This is a genomic window from Anaerolineae bacterium (assembly GCA_013178015.1).
Taxonomy (GTDB): domain Bacteria; phylum Chloroflexota; class Anaerolineae; order DRVO01; family DRVO01; genus Ch71.
Window position 1 is genome coordinate 26,882 of record JABLXR010000011.1, and the last position, 16,646, is coordinate 43,527.

The following is a 16,646-nucleotide window of genomic DNA, read 5'->3' on the forward strand; positions in this document are numbered from 1 at the left end:
TGCGGCAGCCCCTACGATGAGGGAATGATCAGCTCCTGGCCCACCAGAACCAGCGAAGGGTTGGTGATGTCGTTGGCCTCGATCAGCGCGCTCAAGCTGACCCCATAGGCCTCCGCGATGCCGGAGAGGGTCTCCCCCGCTCTCACCACGTGTATCTGCGGCGTTGGGGTAGGCTCCGGTTCCGGAGTATCCGTGGCCACCGGCGTAGGGGTGGCCATAGGGGTAGCGGTGGCCACCGGAGTGGCTGTAGCACGCGGGGTGGAGGTGAACGTAGGCCGGGGTGTCATAGTGGGAGTGGGCGTGCGGGCCTCCTGAGCCGTCTGGGCAGTGCATGCCGCCAACAGCAGGGCCAGGGCCGGCCCCAGCAAGGAGCGATGTCTCATCAATCCTCCGCCTCCGTGAGGTATCGCAACAGGGCGATGGTGTTGGCCTTGGCCGCCTGATCCGTCTCGCCCACCGGTCCGACACAAGAGGGGCAGCCACACTCACAGGGGCAGGCCTCCACCTGTTCCAGAGCGGCCTGCAACACCTGTGCCTGCCCCCGGTATAGTCGCTCGCTCAGCCCGATCCCTGCAGGCACGCTGTCGTAGATGAAGAGCGTGGGCTCCCGAGTGAACACAGAGCGAACCTCGGCAAAGACGCCCAGGTCGCGCGAGTCGCACATCAGGAAGAGCGCCGACACGTGGCGGGCCAGGCTCGCGACTCCAGTAAGCGCTCCTTGCATCATCCGCGGGGCCTCTGCCTTCATGTGACAGGCGCGACACAGGGTCACCAGGTTGTCGAGCGCGTTGGCTTGCTCGAAGTCCCCGCCTTCGGGCCCATAGCCGAGCTCCCGCAGCGACCGCAGGTGGTGGACGTCGTGCTCGCGGCCCGGTGGCTCGGGCGCCCCACAGTGGCGGCAGCGAAACCCGTCCCTTTCGCGTGCCCGCCGCCTCTGGGTGCGCCAGTTGGGCCCGTAGTCCACTACGGGCACTCGCCACAGGTTCCTCTCGATCAGAGCCTGAACGGTGGGCTCCGGCAGGCTAAACCAAAAGGCCGAAGTGTGCATCTGCTGCTCGGGCAGGTGAATCTGGCCCCAGCCCACGTTCTCATGGGTGTAGAGCTTGATCTTCTTGTACACCGTCGCCAGAGCCGCCACCAGCACCTCGCCATGCGCCGCTCGGGTGCGGCCGCGGTCTTCCTGCTCGAATACGTCAATTACTTTGACGTTCACCGCCAGGTCAGCGTCGGTGTAGTAGTCCACGTCCACCGAGCGCACGTATGCCTTGGCCTCATCCCAGTCCAGCCGATCCACGTGGAACTGACGACCCTCATGGATGTAGATGGCGTCCTCGTGAATGAGCATGGGGGCGCTGAACCGATCCACTTCACCCAGGACGCGACTGCCCTCGGTGGTGTCTATGATGACGAAGTTGTCCGTCACTCCCGTGCGAAGCGAGATCTCATTGGCAGGGTACTGCTCGCTCATCCAGTACCAGGTCCTATCTACCCGATGCAGGACCTGCTCGCCCTGAAGGTATTCCAGCATCTGAGGCAGTCCCTGGAAGCGGCCGAACTCCTCGTCCTCCCGGAAGGGCAACTCGAAGGCGGCACACTTGATGTGGCTGGCCGCCACCAGGAGGTTGTCCGGGTTGATCAAGGCAGACTCGGGAGTCCTGCCGAAGAAGTAGGAGGGGTGCCGGGCCACGTACTGATCGAGCGGGCTGGAGCTGGCCACCATCACCGCGATGGATATGTCCCGCTTCCGCCCTGCCCTCCCCGCCTGCTGCAAGGTGCTGGCGATAGTCCCGGGGTAGCCAGTCATCACGCATGCCGACAACTGACCGATGTCTATGCCCAGCTCCAGGGCATTGGTGGTTACCACTCCCCGGACCGAGCCGTCCCGCAAGCCGCGCTCGATCTCCCGCCGCTGCAGGGGCAGGTACCCACCCCGATACCCGCGGACGCTGTCCCGCGGCTTGCCCTGAGAGACGACGAAGTCCTGCAAGTAGGTGAGCAGCACCTCGGTCACCAATCGGGTGCGAGCGAAGACGATCGTCTGCACGTCGTGGCTGAGGAACTGCCCGGCGATGCGCCTGGCTTCCAGTACTGCCGAGCGCCGGATGCCCAGCTCACGGTTCACCACCGGAGGGTTGTAGATGATGAAGTGCTTCTCGCCCGCGGGCGCCCCGTTCCGGTGCACGAGGGTGACGGGCAGCTCCAACAACCGCTCCGCCAGTTCTCCTGGGTTGGCGATGGTGGCCGAGCAGCAGATGAACTGGGGGTTGCTGCCGTAGAACTGGCAGACACGTCTGAGCCGACGCAGCACGTTGGTCACGTGGCTGCCGAAGATGCCGCGGTAGGTGTGTATCTCGTCTATCACCACGTAGCGCAGGTTCTCGAACAGGTCCACCCACTTGGTGTGATGGGGGAGTATCCCGGTATGCAGCATGTCCGGATTGGTCACCACGATGTGGCCCGCCTCCCGGACCCGCCGCCTCACCTCGCCCGGGGTGTCGCCGTCGTAGGTGTACGTGCGAATGTCGGCCCCCGCCAGGCCGATGAGGTCGTGTACCTCGTCCATCTGATCCTGGGAGAGGGCTTTGGTGGGAAACAGGTACAGCGCCCGCGCCTCTGGGTCCTGCAGCACCCGGTTGAGGACGGGCAAGTTGTAGCAGAGGGTCTTGCCTGACGCCGTGGGAGTGACCACGGCCACGTTCTCCCCTCGGCCGATGGCCTCGATGGCCTCCGCCTGGTGGGAGTAGAGCTGTCGCACCCCCCGGCGCTCCAGGGCGGACCGGAGGCGCGGATCTATCTCCGGGAAGGGCGCGTAAGACGCCGCCCTCTCCGGGAAGACGTGCCACGCCGTGACGTTGGCCATGAAGGAGGGGTCGAGCCGGAGGCGCTCGATGAGCTGCGCCAGAGTCATTCGCTGCCGCCGTCGGCGTTGAGCAGGGCCAAGATGGCACCGCCGTGTCGCTGCAACTGCGCCGGTGCCAGGCAGCCCAATGCCTCCAGCTCGCCCCGGGTGCGAGGACGGCGATCTGCCAACTCGCTCAAGGCCTCCGAGGCCAGCACCTTCTCCATGGGCAGGCCCAACCGCTCCGCCTGCTCTCGACGCCACCGGTGCAATCGGTCGTACACCCGCTGCCTCAGGCTGGGGCCGCGACGACGGGCGCGCGAGTCCCCGGGTTCCGCTGCCTCGGCTGCCTGTCCCCGGCGGATGCACTCCAGTACCTCCTGAGCCCGCTGCAGGACCAAGCCATCGTTCCGAGGCGCCACCATCTCCAGCGCGGACACGCTCTTGGGCTGGAGCATGGACAGACGCAGCAACACGTCCGACCGGGCCACCCGGAAGGGAGGGCGATCGACCTGCTGTGCCGCCTCCTCCCGCCACCGGTACAACTCACGCAGGACCAGGCGCTCCCGAGGCCCCAGCTTCCGGGCGCCTGACAGCCGCAGGTACCCTTCAGGATCGAACTCCTTGGGCCGCCAACAGGCCCGGCACACCTCCTGGAAGGAGGCTTCCGCCTCCGCCAGCTTCCTCTCCGCCTGAAGGCGCCGCAACAGGAGGTCCCTCAATCGCAGCAGGTAATGGCTGTCCAGGGCAGCGTACTGGAGCAACGGAGGCGGAAGAGGGCGCTGTTCCCAGTTGGCTCGCTGCAGCCGCTTGCTGAGGGCAACGCCGAAGTGCTGCTTGAGCAGCGGAGCCAGCCCAATCTCGTCCAAGCCTAGGGTCCGGGCGGCGATCATGGTGTCGAACACGTTGCAGAAATCGAAGCCGTAGTCGCGCCGGAGACACATGATGTCGTATTCGCCCGCGTGCATCACCTTCTGCACCTCGGCGCTGGCAAGCACCGCCCGCAACGGGCCGGGGTCCACCGCCAGAGGATCCACGACGTAGTCAGCTCCGGGCACGGAGATCTGGATGAGGCACACGCGCTCGCAGTAGCGATAAAGGCTGTTGGACTCGGTGTCCAATCCGAAGGCGGGCTCACGTCCCAGGCGTTCCGCCAGGGCATCCAGAGCCTCCTGGCGATCCACCAGTATGTGGTTGACGTCCGGGACGCTCATTGGCACCATTCTCGCGGGGGCATGTGACATGCGGTCGGCATTATAGCAGACTCAGTCGCGGCCCGGCCACAGGCCTGATGGCCTCCGCCAGGTCGGCCCCGCGGTCGACGCTGCCGGGCCCAGCTGGCTTGCCCGTTGGTTGAGCAGATCCACCGGTGATCGTACAATGGCAGAATGCCCCGAGGAGATGAGCTTATGTCTACGGTGGACGACCTCGCCAACCTCCAGGACGCCGAGGACGCCCGCGCTAAGGCCCTGGCCCGGCTGCGCGACATCCAGGAGCAGTATGCCGAGCCCGAGGCTCTCGTGCGAGCGCGGGAGCAGGCCGCCCACCTAGAGGGCGAGATCGAGGCGCTGCGTCGTCGCCTGCGGGAGATGGAGGCCGAGGCCACGGCTGTGCGAGCCAAGCGCGAGACCGGCCAGCAGCGCCTGTACAGTGGCACCGTGGGGAATCCCCGCGAGCTGGCCAGCCTGGAAGCGGAGGGCGAATCCCTGGCCCGCCGCCTATCCCAGCTAGAAGACCAGATGCTGAACCTGATGATAGAGATCGAGTCGAACAGCAAGGCGCACCGCGAAATCGCAGCTGAGGCGCAGCTCCTGACTCAAGAGCACTCCATTCGCACGGCCGGCCTCAGGCAAGAGCAGGAAGCGCTAGAAGTGGAGGCCCGGCGGCTGCAGCAGGCCATCGCCCAAGAGCGAGACCGGCTCCCGGCCGCCATCCTTAGCCGCTACGACTCACTTAAGGCCCGCAAGGGAGGCCGAGCCGTCGCCCGCCTGCGGCACGGCACCTGCGGCGCCTGTGGCGTCCAGCTTCCCACTAACGTCATCCAGAGAGCCCAGCAGGGGCAGGACCTGGTCACCTGCACCTCCTGCGGCCGCATTCTGTGCCCGGATTAAGCACCGTGCCCGCCTCACGCCGCTCGGCCCTGCCGGGCCGGCTGCTTTCGCTGGCGCTGCGGTTGGCAGCCACCGCCGCGGTGCTGGCCGGGGCTCTCGTCCTAGCGCCATCGGCAGCGGCCGATCCCTCGCAGGAGGTGGCCCTGTCCTCGGCGCTCGCCCTCAAGCACGACGGTCGGTACGAAGAGGCCGCAGGGGCACTGCAGGCATTGCTGCCTCATCTCCAGGGTCCGGACCGGTTGCAGACCCTTGCCCAGCTGGCCGAGTGCCACGAGCTACGGGAGGCCTGGTCCCAGGCGGCCGAGGTCTGGCACTCCCTCGCCCTCTCCACTTACGATCGCGGCCCGCGGTCGGTGGCTCTCTTCCGCCAGGCGGTGGCGCTGCAAGCCGCGGGCGACCACAGCCAGGCGGCGCCTCTCTTTGTGGCCTTCTTCTACCTCAGGCCCGGCAGCCCCGCTGAAGCGGAAGCCCTCAGCCGGGCTGCCGACTCGTTCGCCGCCTCCGGGGAGTGGGGCGTGGCTGCTCACTACTACCGCATGGCGCACGACCGGCTCGCCGCCGGCCCCGCGCGCCTCGAGGTGACACTCAAGCTCGCAGAGGCGCTCATCCTCTCTGAGCAGCAGTCGGTCGCGCTCGAATTGCTTCGCGCGGAGGCAGCCACCGTCCCAGAAGAGGATTTGGCCCGCTACCAGTATCGCTGGGCTCAGGCCGAGCGCGCTGCCGGGCAAGAGCAGGCCGGGATCGAACGGCTGCGCGCCCTCATCCAGCACCACCCACGCTCTCGGTGGGCTCATCCGGCTCTGATCGAGCTCCTCAACGCCGGGCAGGAGGTGGACGAGTACCTTCGGGGCCTGGTGAACTACTATGCCAAAGCCTACCAGCAGGCCGCGGCCGCCTTCGAACGCTACTTGGCCAGCGCCCCTCCCGACAACGCCGGCAGCGCCCACTACCTGGCCGGCCTCAGCTACCGCTCCCTGGGAGATACCGTCGCCGCCTTGGCCCACTTCGATGCCGCGCTGGCCTCACCGGAAAGCCCCGACGCACCCCGGGCCCAGTTCGCCCGTGCCGAGACCTTAGCCCGTGCCGGAGATCTCGAGAACGCCGTCCTGGCCTACCGGTCGCTGGCCGACTCCTATCCCACCCACGAGCTGGCGCCCAAGGCCCTGCTCGCAGCCGGCAGCTTGCTGGAGCAGGTGGGCAGCACCGACCGAGCTCTGGAGGAGTACGCCAGGCTTTACCAGACCTACGGCGACATCAACGAAGGCCGAGAAGGAGCCTTGTTAGCCGGGCTCATCCGGTTCCGCCAAGGCGACTGGGAAGGAGCGCGGAGCTACTTCCAGACCGCCGCCGACCTGTGCGCGGGCTGCGACGATCGCTCTCGCTACGCCTTCTGGCTCGCCCGGACCCTCCTGGCCCAGGGGGACGCAGGCGGGGCGGCGGGCCCTTTGCAGGAGGCAGCCGCATCCGACGGGTACTACTCCTACCGAGCCCGTGTCCTTCTCTCCGGTCAGGACCCCCTGCGCCAGCCCGGCGCCGGCAACCTACTTCTGCCGGAAGCTGACGCCGGCCGAGCGGAGGCGGAAGCCTGGCTGCAAGCGCGCTACGACGCCGCGTGGCATCCGGGAGAGCTGCCTGCCTCGGTTCGGGACGACCCACGATTCCGGACCGCTCAGGAGTTCCTCCAACTGGGGTTGCGTTCTAGAGTGGTGGAGCTGGCCCTCAGCCTGAGCCGTGACCTGGCACGCGATGGCATTGCCCAGTACTCGCTAGCCCTCTGGCTGCGGGATAACGGCCTCTACCGCCCGTCCATCCAGTGCGCTGCCAACATCATCTACACTACCCCCAACGCCGAGACCGAGGTCCCCCGTTTCATCTGGTCCTTGGTCTACCCGACCTACTACTCCGACCTAGTCATTCAGGAGGGGGCCGCCAACGGCATTGATCCCCTGCTCTTCTTCGCCCTCATGCGGCAGGAGAGCCTGTTCGACGCCGTCATCGGTTCCTCGGCCGGGGCCCAGGGCCTGGCCCAGGTCATGCCCGCCACCGGAGACTGGATCGCCGGTCAGCTCGGGGACCAGAGCTACAGCGCCGCTCTCCTGCTCCGTCCCCACGTATCCATCCGTTACGGAGTCTGGTACCTCAAGACCCAGCTCGACTATTTGGGTGGAGACACTTGCGCCGCCCTTGCCGCCTACAACGCCGGACCAGGCAACGCGGCCAAGTGGGCCGCCCGCGCCGGCTCCGATCCTGATCTCTTCTACGAGACCGTGGCCTTCTCCGAGACGCGCAAGTACTTGGCGACGGTCCTGCCCAACTACCTCCAGTACATACGCCTCTATCGCGAGTGACCCGCCGGGGCGCCCGCCCTCTCCGCCACTGAAGTGGGCCGCACTATTGACAGTGACACTGTCACTGGCTATAATGGCGCCATGAGCACGGAATTGACCATTGAAGAGCTGGCCCAGCGCGCGGGCGTGCCCGTGCGCACCGTCCGTTACTACATCGCCGAGGGGATCATCCCTGGTGCTGAGTCCCGAGGGAAGGCTGCCGCGTATGGCCAGGAGCATTTGGTCAAGCTGCTCCTGGCCCGGAAGCTGGCCGAGCGGCGCGTGCTCCTCGCCGACATCAAGGATCAGCTCTGCCACCTGACCCTGGAAGAGGCCCAGGCCCTGCTAGAGAGCGAGGAGCAGCAGGAGCGAGCACTGCGCCCCTCGGGCGCCGCGTCCCCACGTGAATTCATCTCCTATCTGCTGGCCCGAGCGAGGGGCGGCGAAGGCGGCGAGCAGGCTCTTGGCGAAGGCCAGGTGGGTCACCCGCTCTCCCAGCGCGCCGTCAAGCCGCTGGCAAGGACCACGCCTGCTGCCTCTGAGCCGCCACCGCCGTCCGACTGTTGGCGTCGGGTGGAGTTGGGTCCGGGACTGGAATTGCACATCCGGTCCGACGCCGAAACACCTTACGCCAACCTCATCCGCCGCTTGATCGAGCAGGCCAGAAGGTACGAGCCATCCCGCCGAACCGCTCCCAGCTCTCACGCAGAACCCGTGCCCCGTGGGGCACCACAAGAAACAAAGAGGGGGACATAGGGGCCCATCCCGCTGTCTGCCCTCGAGCTAACATACATAAGCGTCCGTCCCTACCAGCTGTTCTGAAGTCACTCCGAGGAGGTTCCCATGTCCGCTGGTAACTCCATCATCAGGTTCAGCATCTCGCCCGAAGCCACGTTGGTTCCGTCACGTGGAGACAGCCGGTACGTAGACTTTCACCTCCGAGCCGACGCCACTCGTCACCCCGTCACGGAGCGCGATCGGCAGCGCCTGCCCTTGAGCCTAGGCCTGGTGCTCGATCGCAGCGGGTCCATGTCGGGCGCAAAGATCGAAACGGCCAAGCGGGCGGTCCTGCAGGTCCTCGCCAGGCTCAATGAGCACGACCGAGTGTCACTGGTCATATTCGACGATCACATTGACGTCCTCCAGCCATCTACTGCTGCGACCGACGCCCTCAAGTGGCACTTGAGCCAGCAACTGGCCAGAGTCCATGCCCGGGGCTCAACCGCCCTGCACGAGGGCTGGCTCACCGGTTGTCACTCCATCGCCGATGATGATCCGGGGCGATCACTCGGCCGGCCTGCCCGCGTCTTCCTCCTCACTGATGGGCTCGCCAATGTGGGACAGACAGATCCTGAGACCATCGCCTCCGAAGCCGCCCAGATTCACGTCCGAACTGGCATCACCACCAGCACTTTCGGCATTGGCTCTGACTACGATGAGGGTCTACTCGGACCCATGGCGGTGGCCGGTGGTGGGCAGTTCCACCACTTGCGGCACCCCGACGACATCCTGTCCACATTCGCCGGCGAACTGGGCGCTCTGCTGCACACCGTCGCCACCGGCGTCAGCCTCGAGGTTGAGGTTGGATCTGGGGTCGACTTCGAGGTCGTGAGCGCCTACTGGGCCGAACGGACCTCTCCCACAGGGGGCTGGAGGGTGACCGTAGGAGACTTGACCGCGGGGGAGGAGCGCCACCTCGTGGCGAGGCTCCGCTTGCCGCCCGGAAGCCAGCGAAGTGCCCAGCGCATCCGCGCCCGTGTCACCTGGACCTCAGGCGGGGTCGCCCAGCAGGGTAGCTGGCAGGAGCTGGCTTTCACCTACGCTTCCGAGCAGGAGGCCGAGAGGGAGCAGCGAGACAGAGGAGTCATCCACTGGGCTGGGTTGCACGAGAGCGCCCGGGCTCGTCAGAGGGCAAGCTACCTCAACCAGCAGGGCGACACCAACGCGGCCGGCGACCTGCTCAGGAAGACCAGCGCCATGATCGCGGCCATGGCTGCCGATGATGCGGAACTCACGCAGGCAGTGCGCGACTTACGTGACCTGTCGGATAGGGTGAGCACCCCGATGTCTCCTGATGTCGCCAAGGAGATGTCGTTTGTGAGCCAGGCTTTCAGCCGTGGCCAACGCGACTACCGCCAGCCGAAGCGCCGGCCCCAGGGCAAACCCAAGTGACAGAGCACCACCTCGCCTAGACCCGCAACAGGCGGTAGATGGCCGGGGCCACGTCGGTGATTCTGGTGGCCCCGGCGAACTCCTCCACCCCCGCCCCCAGGGCCAGCAGCGGTACTGGGTTGCTGGTGTGGGCACCAGTGGAGAGATCCTCGAGGTTCCCGTGATCGCTCGAGACAACCAAGGTGGCATCCAAGGGCATGGCCTCGGCACACGAGGTCAGGAAACGATCCAGCACCGAGAGGAACACCAGGGCTCCCTCGCGGTCCTTCTGGTGGCCCAGCCGATCGGGCTCGAAGCACTCGAAGAGCACCAGGGCGTGATCGTACGCCAGCCGTGCTAACCGCCGGCCCGCCTCCTGAGGGCCGATCTCCGGCACGTGCTCGTAGCCCTCACGCTGGCGCAGGTGCACGTTAGTGATGTCCCAGTACACTGCCCGGCCGGCCAGGAGGTCTTCGAGCAGCCGGAACGGCAGCCCGGCCGAGAGCACGCAGAGGGTGGTGGCCGAGTGCCGGAGCTTGCCGGCCTCCACCAGCTCGAAGTACTGTCGAGTGTAGGCATTGGCGAAGGTCGCCTGGAGCCCAGCGCTGGCGACCCGCTTGAGGACGTTGTCTCTCCCCAGGATGTCCTGCAACTGGGCGTTGGGGTAAGCGGCCAGGTGGTGGCCCAGTTCCCTCTGGGCACTCCTCCCGGTGAGCAGCGACACCTGTCCCGTGGCGCTCTGGGGGGTGCCTTCCACCCCAAGCGTCGCGTCCAACGGAAGCAGGATCCCCGACTTCAGCAGGGGTTTCAGGTAGCTCCAGCGGTAGAGACAGACCGGGTTGTCCGCAGCGGCCCGGGAGCCACAATCCGGCGGGGAGGTGGCCAGCCCCAAGCCGTCCAGGAAGACGAAGATGACCCGCGCCAAAGGCTATTGCTTGTAACCGAAGCGCCGCAGGAGCGCCTTCCGCTCGGCCACGTCCTGGTCGGACTCCACTCCCAGGCTGGTGAAACCATCCACCACGCCCACTACGCCCCGACCCTGGTCCGTCTCCGCCACCAGCACCTGTACCGGGTTGGCGGTGGCGCAGAAGACGCGGCACACCTCAGGTACCATCTTCACCGCGTTGAGGACGTTTACCGGAAAGACTCCCTGGCCCAGCACGATGACGAAGAAGTGCCCCGCCGCTACCGCCAGGGCATTGCGCCCGGCTAGCTCGGTCAACTCCGGATCCGTTCCGGTGGTCCGCACCAAGCGCGGCCCCGATGCCTCGCAGAAACCGAGCCCGAACTTGATCCCCGGCACCGCGTTCACCAGAGCCTCGTACAGGTCCTCGACCGTCTTGATGAAGTGGCTCTGTCCCAGGATGACGTTCGACTCCTCCGGCTTCTCGATGGGCACGGTGAGTAGCTCCATGACACCTTCTCCTGTATCGGTTGGGGCAATTCTAGCTGGTAGCCTGTCTCGGGCAAGCGCCCACCCCGGTCCTTCTCAGCAGCCTCCGCGGCGAGATCTCCGCTCAGAGCCTGTCACCTTTCTCGCGCCGAAAGCCCATGCTACAATGACAATGATTTGACACAGCTTCCTTACGGGATGTGACCCTGATAGGCCATCAGTGGGCTCTCGACTACCTTAAGCGCCAGCACCAGGCCGGGAGCCTGCGCCAATCGTACTTGTTCCTGGGGCCGCCGGGGGTGGGCAAGACTACCCTGGCGCTCTCTCTAGCCATGTTTCTCAACTGCCAGTCTCCCGACGAGGGCGCGCGGCCCTGCGGTAGCTGCCTCCCCTGCCGCCGCATCACCCGGAACGCCCACCAGGACGTGGCAGTGGTGGAGCCGGTCGGCGGCAACTTCGGCATCGAGCAGGTCCGCGAAGTCGAGTCGGACTTGCCCTTGTCGCCTCAGGAAAGCCACTACAAGATCCGCATCCTCACCCAGTTCGAGCTAGCCACCCGGGAGGCACAGAACGCCCTCCTCAAGACCCTGGAGGAGCCTCCACCGCGCGTCCTCCTTCTCCTGACAGCCACCGAGCGCGACTTGCTCGCTCCCACCATCGTCTCTCGCTGCCAGGTCATCTCCCTGCGGCCAGTGGCGGCGTCCGAAATAGGGGACGAACTCGTACGGCGCGGCCTGGCCCCGGAGGAAGCGGCCGTTCTGGCAGCCCAGGCGGCCGGCCGGCCCGGATGGGCGATCCGGGCACTGGAGGATCCCCAGGTGCAGCAGCGTCGGGAGCAAGCTCTGGCTTCGGCGGCCGACTTGCCCCACAGACGCCGAGCGGAGAGGCTGCGCTACTCGGAATTGTGGGGGCGGGAACCTCGGGAAGCAGTCCTTGAGGCGCTGGACGTCTGGCGGCTATGGTGGCACGACCAGATGCTAGCCTGCGCCGGGGCCCGAGGGGGCTACCTCCTGCCTGAGGCGGAACGCCCGGCGCCTCTACCGGGGCTGTCGCCTTGCGAGGCGGCTCGCGTCCTGGCGGGGGTGGCCGAGATCGAGACTATGATCCGGCGCAATGTCAACCTGCGCCTGGCGCTCAGTGTCCTGGTGCTGCGGCTCCCCGGGCCGCCGCGTCCCGTGCCTGCCACCCATCTACCGGATGCTCGAGGACGATAGCAGCCTATGCCTCTCATCGTCGCGGTCCAGTTCCGACCCAAGACCAAACCCTACTACTTCGGCTGCGAGCACCTGCCTGACCTCTCTGTGGGAGATCGCGTCCTAGTGGAGACCAGCCGGGGCCGGGATGTAGGCGTGGTGAAGGCCGGCCCCATGGAGGTTGCCCCGGGAGACGTCGTCGGCGAGCTGAAGCCGGTGCTTCGGCGGGCCACCAGCCCGGAGCTCTTCCAGATGCACTGCCTGTGGGAGCGCGAGCCCGAGGCGCTTCAGCGCTGCCGCGAGTTGGTGTCGGAGTACAAGTTGCCCATGAAGGTGCTCAAGGCCGAGTACAACTACGACGGCAGCCGCCTGATGTTCTACTTCTCCGCCGAAGGCCGAGTAGACTTCCGCGAACTGGTGCGAGCGCTGGCCCGTACCTTCCGTACCCGGATAGACCTGCACCAGGTGGGTGTGCGGGACGAGGCCAAGCTAGTGGGCGATCAGGGCATCTGCGGTCGGCTCCTTTGCTGCAGGGACTGGCTGCAGGAGTTCAGCAAGGTCTCGATCCGCATGGCCAAGCATCAGAACCTGTCCCTCAACCCTCTGGAGATATCGGGAGCCTGCGGGCGGCTGCTTTGCTGCCTGGCCTATGAGGACGACTACTACGTGAAGATGAGGGCAGCCCTGCCGAAGAAGGGAGAGCCGGTGACCACGCCCGAGGGGCCGGGCGTAGTCACCGATGTGAATGTCATCCGCGAAACCATCTCCGTCCGGCTGGCCGACGAGCGGACGATCGAGCTGCCAGCCGCGGATGTAGCCCCCGGAACCGAAAGGCCGGCACTTGAGCCGAGAGGAGCCGGCACGTCTGCCCGAGGCTCGCGCCGATAGGGCCGAAGCCGCTCCTCGACCGCCTCAGCCTCGAACCACCTGGTGTCGGGCCCGTTCGTACTCCATGAGCCTCTCTACATGCCCCCAGGGGAGAGGTGCGCTGCCCAGACCAGCCGTAGCCATGACCTCATTGCCGTGGAAGTCGCTGCCTCCCGTCTGCAGTAGCCCTTCGCTCTCTGCCAATCGGGCCAGCAGCGCCATCTCCTCGGCATTGTAGGCGCCGTAGTACACCTCCAGTCCCACAAGCCCTTCTTTGCGCAGAGACGGCAGTGCCTGGAGCACGTGCAACGGATGAGCGAAGACGGGTATTCCCCCTGCCTCCAGGATCCAGCGAACAGCTACCTCAGCGGCCAGCGACGGGGTGGGGATGTAGGCCGGGGCCCCCTTGCCGATGAGAGCGCGGAAGGCGCCATCCACGTCTTCGGCGTAGCCCGCCTCCACCAAGGCTCGAGCCACGTGGGGCCGGCCGACGCTTCCCCCCTCGGCGATGTCGAGCACCCGGCTCCAGGACAGCTTGTAGCCCAACTCGCCCAGCCGGCGCACGATGGCCTCGCCCCGGCGGTCGCGCGCCGAGCGTCGCTCCGCCAGCCGGCGGGTGAGTCGGCGGTCGTCGAACTGCACGAAGTACCCCAGTATGTGGGCCTCGCCGTGAGGAGTGCGTGCGTTCAGTTCCACCCCGGGCACCATCACCAGGGGGAGGCTTTCGGCCTGCGCTAGAGCCTCGGCCACGCCATCGGTGCTATCGTGATCGGTCACTGCCAGGACTTGCAGCCCCGCCTGCGCCGCCGCCAGAACCAGCTCCGACGGCCTGAGCATGCCGTCGGAAGCAGTGGTATGCGTATGCAGATCGGCCCGCCTCGTCATCTAGGCTCGACGATGAGCTTCACGGCGGTTCGCTCCTGCCCGTCTATGTCCACTTCGGCGAACGCCGGTATGCATATCACGTCCAGCCCGTCGAGAGCAAGATAGCCCCTGGCAATAGCCACCGCCTTGACCGCCTGGTTGACCGCCCCGGCCCCGATTGCCTGTACCTCGGCCCGCTTTTGTTCCCTGATTACACCCGCGATCGCCCCTGCCACTGACGTTGATCTAGACCGGGCGGATACCTTGATGACGTCCATTGCGCCAGCCTCCCATGCCGTCACACAGCTTTGACGCGACACCTCGACGAGCTTCGATGAAGCGAACTGGCTCTGCCCGCTGGCCGTTGCCAGGCCCGACTGCCGGTCATCGCCCGCAATAACGATTTGGTCAAGAATAGCGGCAGACTGTCTATCTGACAACAGCGACAGAGGGCATAATCGGTCCGCCAGCGTAGGAGCACGCCCCGAAGACGCCCAATACTCGCCTCGGCAAGCCTGGCGAGCCAACGCGAGCCTTGTCGGTCGCCCAGGAGCGTGCTCTGCGCCAAGCCAATGGGCCAGCTTGGCCTCCTGCGGGGCCCGGGACTCAACAGCCCCCGAGGGGTCAGCGCGCTCAGGCGCGAGAGGGCCCCAGCGCCCAAGGTTGTCGCCTAAGTACCGCCGCGTCCGACTGCTGCGCGAGCGCATTTGCCCTCCGACACTGATCAGCTTTCTCTCGGCCGATTCCCGCGCCCTGCGCGAGCGTGCTATACTGGGAAGATAGACCCTTTCCCGTTAGCGAAGAGGTGCAGCACCTTGATGCAGAGAGCAGAGTTCAACCTCGTTGCCCCCTACCAGCCTACGGGCGACCAGCCACAGGCGGTGGACAAGCTCCTCCATGGGCTCGAGGCCGGCTATCGCGACCAGACGCTTCTGGGCGTCACCGGAAGCGGCAAGACTTTCACCATGGCCAGCGTCATTGCCCGTTGGGGACGGCCGACCCTGGTCATCGCTCACAACAAGACCCTGGCGGCCCAGCTCTACTCCGAGTTCAGGGAGTTCTTCCCCGACAATGCCGTCGAGTACTTCGTCAGCTACTACGACTACTACCAGCCAGAGGCCTACATCCCCCGCACGGACACCTACATCGAGAAGGACGCCGCCATCAACGAGGAGATCGAGAAGCTGCGACTGGCGGCCACCCAGGCCTTACTCACCCGCGACGACGTCATCATCGTCGCTAGCGTCTCCTGTATCTACAACATCGGCGACCCGGACGAGTACGGGCAGACGGTAGTGGAAGTAGCCCGCGGACAGACACTCCGCCGCGAGTCGCTCCTGCGCCGCCTCGTGGCCATCTACTACGACCGCAACGACATGAGTCCGTCTCGGGGCAAGTTCCGCGTGCGCGGCGACACCGTGGACGTCTTCCCCGCGTACCGTGACACGGCCCTGCGCCTCGAGTTCTGGGGCGACCAGGTGGACCGCATCACCGAGATTGATCCCTTGACGGGCGAGATCCTTCAAGAGCATCCCTCGGTGACCATCTTCCCCGCCCGCCATTTCATCACCCGTGAAGCCGTCCTCGCCGACGCCCTGCGCGACATCGAGGAGGAGCTGGAACAGCGCCTGGAGGAGCTGCGCTGTCAGGACAAGCTGCTCGAGGCCCAGCGGCTGGAGATGCGCACCCGCTACGATATCGAGATGATCCGCGAAATGGGCTACTGCTCCGGCATCGAGAACTACTCCCGTCATCTTGCCCGCCGAAAGCCGGGCGACCGTCCCTGGTGCCTGATAGACTACTTCCCCGACGACTACCTGCTCATCGTGGACGAGTCGCACATGACCATCCCCCAGATCCGAGGCATGTACAACGGCGACCGGTCCCGCAAGGAAGTCCTGGTAGACTACGGCTTCCGGTTGCCTTCGGCGCTGGATAACCGGCCCCTGAAGTTCGAGGAGTTCGAGCAGGTGGTCAAGCAGGTCATCTATACCTCGGCCACCCCGGGACCTTACGAGCTGCAGCGGTCGCAGCAGGTGGTGGAGCAGATCATCCGGCCCACTGGTTTGGTAGACCCGGAGGTGGTCGTGCGCCCGACCCAGGGGCAGATAGACGACCTCATCGGGGAGATTAGGCGGCGGGTGGATCGGGGCCAGCGAACCCTGGTCACCACGCTAACCAAGCGCATGGCAGAGGACCTCTCCGACTATCTGGCCGAGATGAACTTCAAGGTGCACTACCTGCACAGCGAGATAGACACCCTCCAGCGCGTGGAGATTCTGCGCGACCTGCGCCTGGGCAAGTACGATGTGGTAGTGGGCATCAACCTCCTCCGCGAGGGACTGGACCTTCCCGAGGTCTCCTTGGTTGCCATCCTGGACGCCGACAAGGAAGGCTTCCTGCGCTCGGAGTCATCGCTGATCCAGACCATCGGCCGGGCGGCGCGCCACGTGAACGGCCAGGTCATCCTGTACGCCGACACCATGACTGATTCCATGAAGCGGGCCATCGGCGAGACTAATCGTCGCCGGGCCATTCAGATGGCCTACAACGAGGAGCACGGCATCGAGCCCACCAGCATCGTCAAGGCGGTGCACGACCTCACTGAGCGCGTCCGGATCTCCGAGGACAGAGCCGCGTACAGCGTTGACCTAGGCGAGGTACCAGAGGGCGACCTGGAGCGGACCATCGCGGAGCTAGAGAAGGCTATGAGGGCGGCGGCCGCGGAGCTGGAGTTCGAGAAGGCGGCTATCCTGCGAGACCAGATCCAAGAAATGCGGCGTCAACTCCAGGGTGGCGACGTCCCCGAGTGGGAACGCCTCTGGAGGATCAGAGGGAAGCAATAGGGGATAGGTTATAGGGAACAGGTTATAGGGGATAGGCTGTGGCCAGAACCGGAAG

The 16,646-nt window shown here is 66.1% G+C and carries 14 protein-coding genes; 7 read left to right on the forward strand and 7 right to left on the reverse strand.

What is annotated here, in order from left to right; translation table 11 throughout:
* Positions 1–11: 11 nt before the first annotated feature.
* Genes HPY83_05650 through HPY83_05660 form a run of 3 tightly spaced genes read right to left on the reverse strand, consistent with a single transcriptional unit; the run spans position 12 to position 4,053 of the window.
* Positions 12–383: a LysM peptidoglycan-binding domain-containing protein gene (locus tag HPY83_05650; protein ID NPV07436.1), complete on the reverse strand. Its 372-nt coding sequence runs from the start codon at positions 381–383 to the stop codon at positions 12–14.
* The gene (locus tag HPY83_05655) at positions 383–2,908 is read right to left on the reverse strand and encodes a DEAD/DEAH box helicase (protein ID NPV07437.1); all 2,526 of its coding nucleotides are present in this window, start codon (positions 2,906–2,908) and stop codon (positions 383–385) included. The genes HPY83_05650 and HPY83_05655 overlap by 1 nt, the downstream gene beginning before the upstream one ends.
* Complete coding sequence (locus tag HPY83_05660) at positions 2,905–4,053, reverse strand: ribonuclease D (GenBank protein NPV07438.1); 1,149 nt, start codon at positions 4,051–4,053, stop codon at positions 2,905–2,907. Before HPY83_05660 ends, HPY83_05655 begins: the two co-directional genes overlap by 4 nt.
* Positions 4,054–4,248: 195 nt before the next feature.
* On the opposite strand from HPY83_05660, the gene HPY83_05665 reads away from it, so the two are divergent.
* From HPY83_05665 to HPY83_05680, 4 genes are all read left to right on the forward strand, one after another.
* The gene (locus HPY83_05665) at positions 4,249–4,950 is read left to right on the forward strand and encodes a hypothetical protein (GenBank protein NPV07439.1); all 702 of its coding nucleotides are present in this window, start codon (positions 4,249–4,251) and stop codon (positions 4,948–4,950) included.
* Positions 4,951–4,955: 5 nt separating this feature from the next.
* Positions 4,956–7,298, forward strand: a complete 2,343-nt coding sequence (locus HPY83_05670; protein NPV07440.1) for a transglycosylase SLT domain-containing protein — start codon at positions 4,956–4,958, stop codon at positions 7,296–7,298.
* Between the two features lie 93 nt (positions 7,299–7,391).
* Positions 7,392–8,033, forward strand: a complete 642-nt coding sequence (locus tag HPY83_05675; GenBank protein ID NPV07441.1) for a MerR family transcriptional regulator — start codon at positions 7,392–7,394, stop codon at positions 8,031–8,033.
* A gap of 87 nt (positions 8,034–8,120) precedes the next feature.
* Positions 8,121–9,449: a VWA domain-containing protein gene (locus HPY83_05680; protein ID NPV07442.1), complete on the forward strand. Its 1,329-nt coding sequence runs from the start codon at positions 8,121–8,123 to the stop codon at positions 9,447–9,449.
* Positions 9,450–9,465: 16 nt separating this feature from the next.
* Here the strand turns inward: HPY83_05680 and HPY83_05685 are convergent, their stop codons facing one another.
* Both HPY83_05685 and HPY83_05690 read right to left on the reverse strand, forming a co-directional pair.
* Positions 9,466–10,353 carry a hypothetical protein gene (locus HPY83_05685; GenBank protein ID NPV07443.1) on the reverse strand — a complete coding sequence of 296 codons (888 nt, stop codon included), beginning with the start codon at positions 10,351–10,353 and terminating at the stop codon, positions 9,466–9,468.
* Between the two features lie 3 nt (positions 10,354–10,356).
* The gene (locus HPY83_05690; GenBank protein ID NPV07444.1) at positions 10,357–10,842 is read right to left on the reverse strand and encodes a hypothetical protein; all 486 of its coding nucleotides are present in this window, start codon (positions 10,840–10,842) and stop codon (positions 10,357–10,359) included.
* A 179-nt stretch (positions 10,843–11,021) separates the two neighbouring features.
* On the opposite strand from HPY83_05690, the gene HPY83_05695 reads away from it, so the two are divergent.
* Positions 11,022–12,035, forward strand: a complete 1,014-nt coding sequence (locus HPY83_05695; protein NPV07445.1) for a DNA polymerase III subunit — start codon at positions 11,022–11,024, stop codon at positions 12,033–12,035.
* A 6-nt stretch (positions 12,036–12,041) separates the two neighbouring features.
* Positions 12,042–12,902 (forward strand): stage 0 sporulation family protein, encoded by an 861-nt coding sequence (locus tag HPY83_05700; protein ID NPV07446.1) that lies wholly within the window; start codon positions 12,042–12,044, stop codon positions 12,900–12,902.
* Positions 12,903–12,926: 24 nt separating this feature from the next.
* Here HPY83_05700 and HPY83_05705 read toward each other — a convergent pair whose 3' ends face one another.
* A complete protein-coding gene (locus HPY83_05705; GenBank protein ID NPV07447.1) occupies positions 12,927–13,766 on the reverse strand; it encodes a PHP domain-containing protein in 840 nt (279 codons plus the stop codon).
* Positions 13,763–14,023: a stage V sporulation protein S gene (locus HPY83_05710; GenBank protein NPV07448.1), complete on the reverse strand. Its 261-nt coding sequence runs from the start codon at positions 14,021–14,023 to the stop codon at positions 13,763–13,765. The genes HPY83_05705 and HPY83_05710 overlap by 4 nt, the downstream gene beginning before the upstream one ends.
* 540 nt (positions 14,024–14,563) lie before the next feature.
* Here HPY83_05710 and uvrB point away from each other — a divergent pair.
* A complete protein-coding gene (uvrB, locus tag HPY83_05715; GenBank protein ID NPV07449.1) occupies positions 14,564–16,591 on the forward strand; it encodes an excinuclease ABC subunit UvrB in 2,028 nt (675 codons plus the stop codon).
* Positions 16,592–16,646 lie beyond the last annotated feature (55 nt).

Bases quoted from the DNA above. Each gene is read 5' to 3' on its own strand.
- HPY83_05650 (NPV07436.1), bottom strand. From the start codon at position 383: ATGAGACATCGCTCCTTGCTGGGGCCGGCCCTGGCCCTGCTGTTGGCG.
- HPY83_05655 (NPV07437.1), bottom strand. From the start codon at position 2,908: ATGACTCTGGCGCAGCTCATCGAGCGCCTCCGGCTCGACCCCTCCTTC.
- HPY83_05660 (NPV07438.1), bottom strand. From the start codon at position 4,053: ATGAGCGTCCCGGACGTCAACCACATACTGGTGGATCGCCAGGAGGCT.
- HPY83_05665 (NPV07439.1), top strand. From the start codon at position 4,249: ATGTCTACGGTGGACGACCTCGCCAACCTCCAGGACGCCGAGGACGCC.
- HPY83_05680 (NPV07442.1), top strand. From the start codon at position 8,121: ATGTCCGCTGGTAACTCCATCATCAGGTTCAGCATCTCGCCCGAAGCC.
- HPY83_05690 (NPV07444.1), bottom strand. From the start codon at position 10,842: ATGGAGCTACTCACCGTGCCCATCGAGAAGCCGGAGGAGTCGAACGTC.
- HPY83_05700 (NPV07446.1), top strand. From the start codon at position 12,042: ATGCCTCTCATCGTCGCGGTCCAGTTCCGACCCAAGACCAAACCCTAC.
- HPY83_05705 (NPV07447.1), bottom strand. From the start codon at position 13,766: ATGACGAGGCGGGCCGATCTGCATACGCATACCACTGCTTCCGACGGC.
- HPY83_05710 (NPV07448.1), bottom strand. From the start codon at position 14,023: ATGGACGTCATCAAGGTATCCGCCCGGTCTAGATCAACGTCAGTGGCA.
- uvrB (NPV07449.1), top strand. From the start codon at position 14,564: ATGCAGAGAGCAGAGTTCAACCTCGTTGCCCCCTACCAGCCTACGGGC.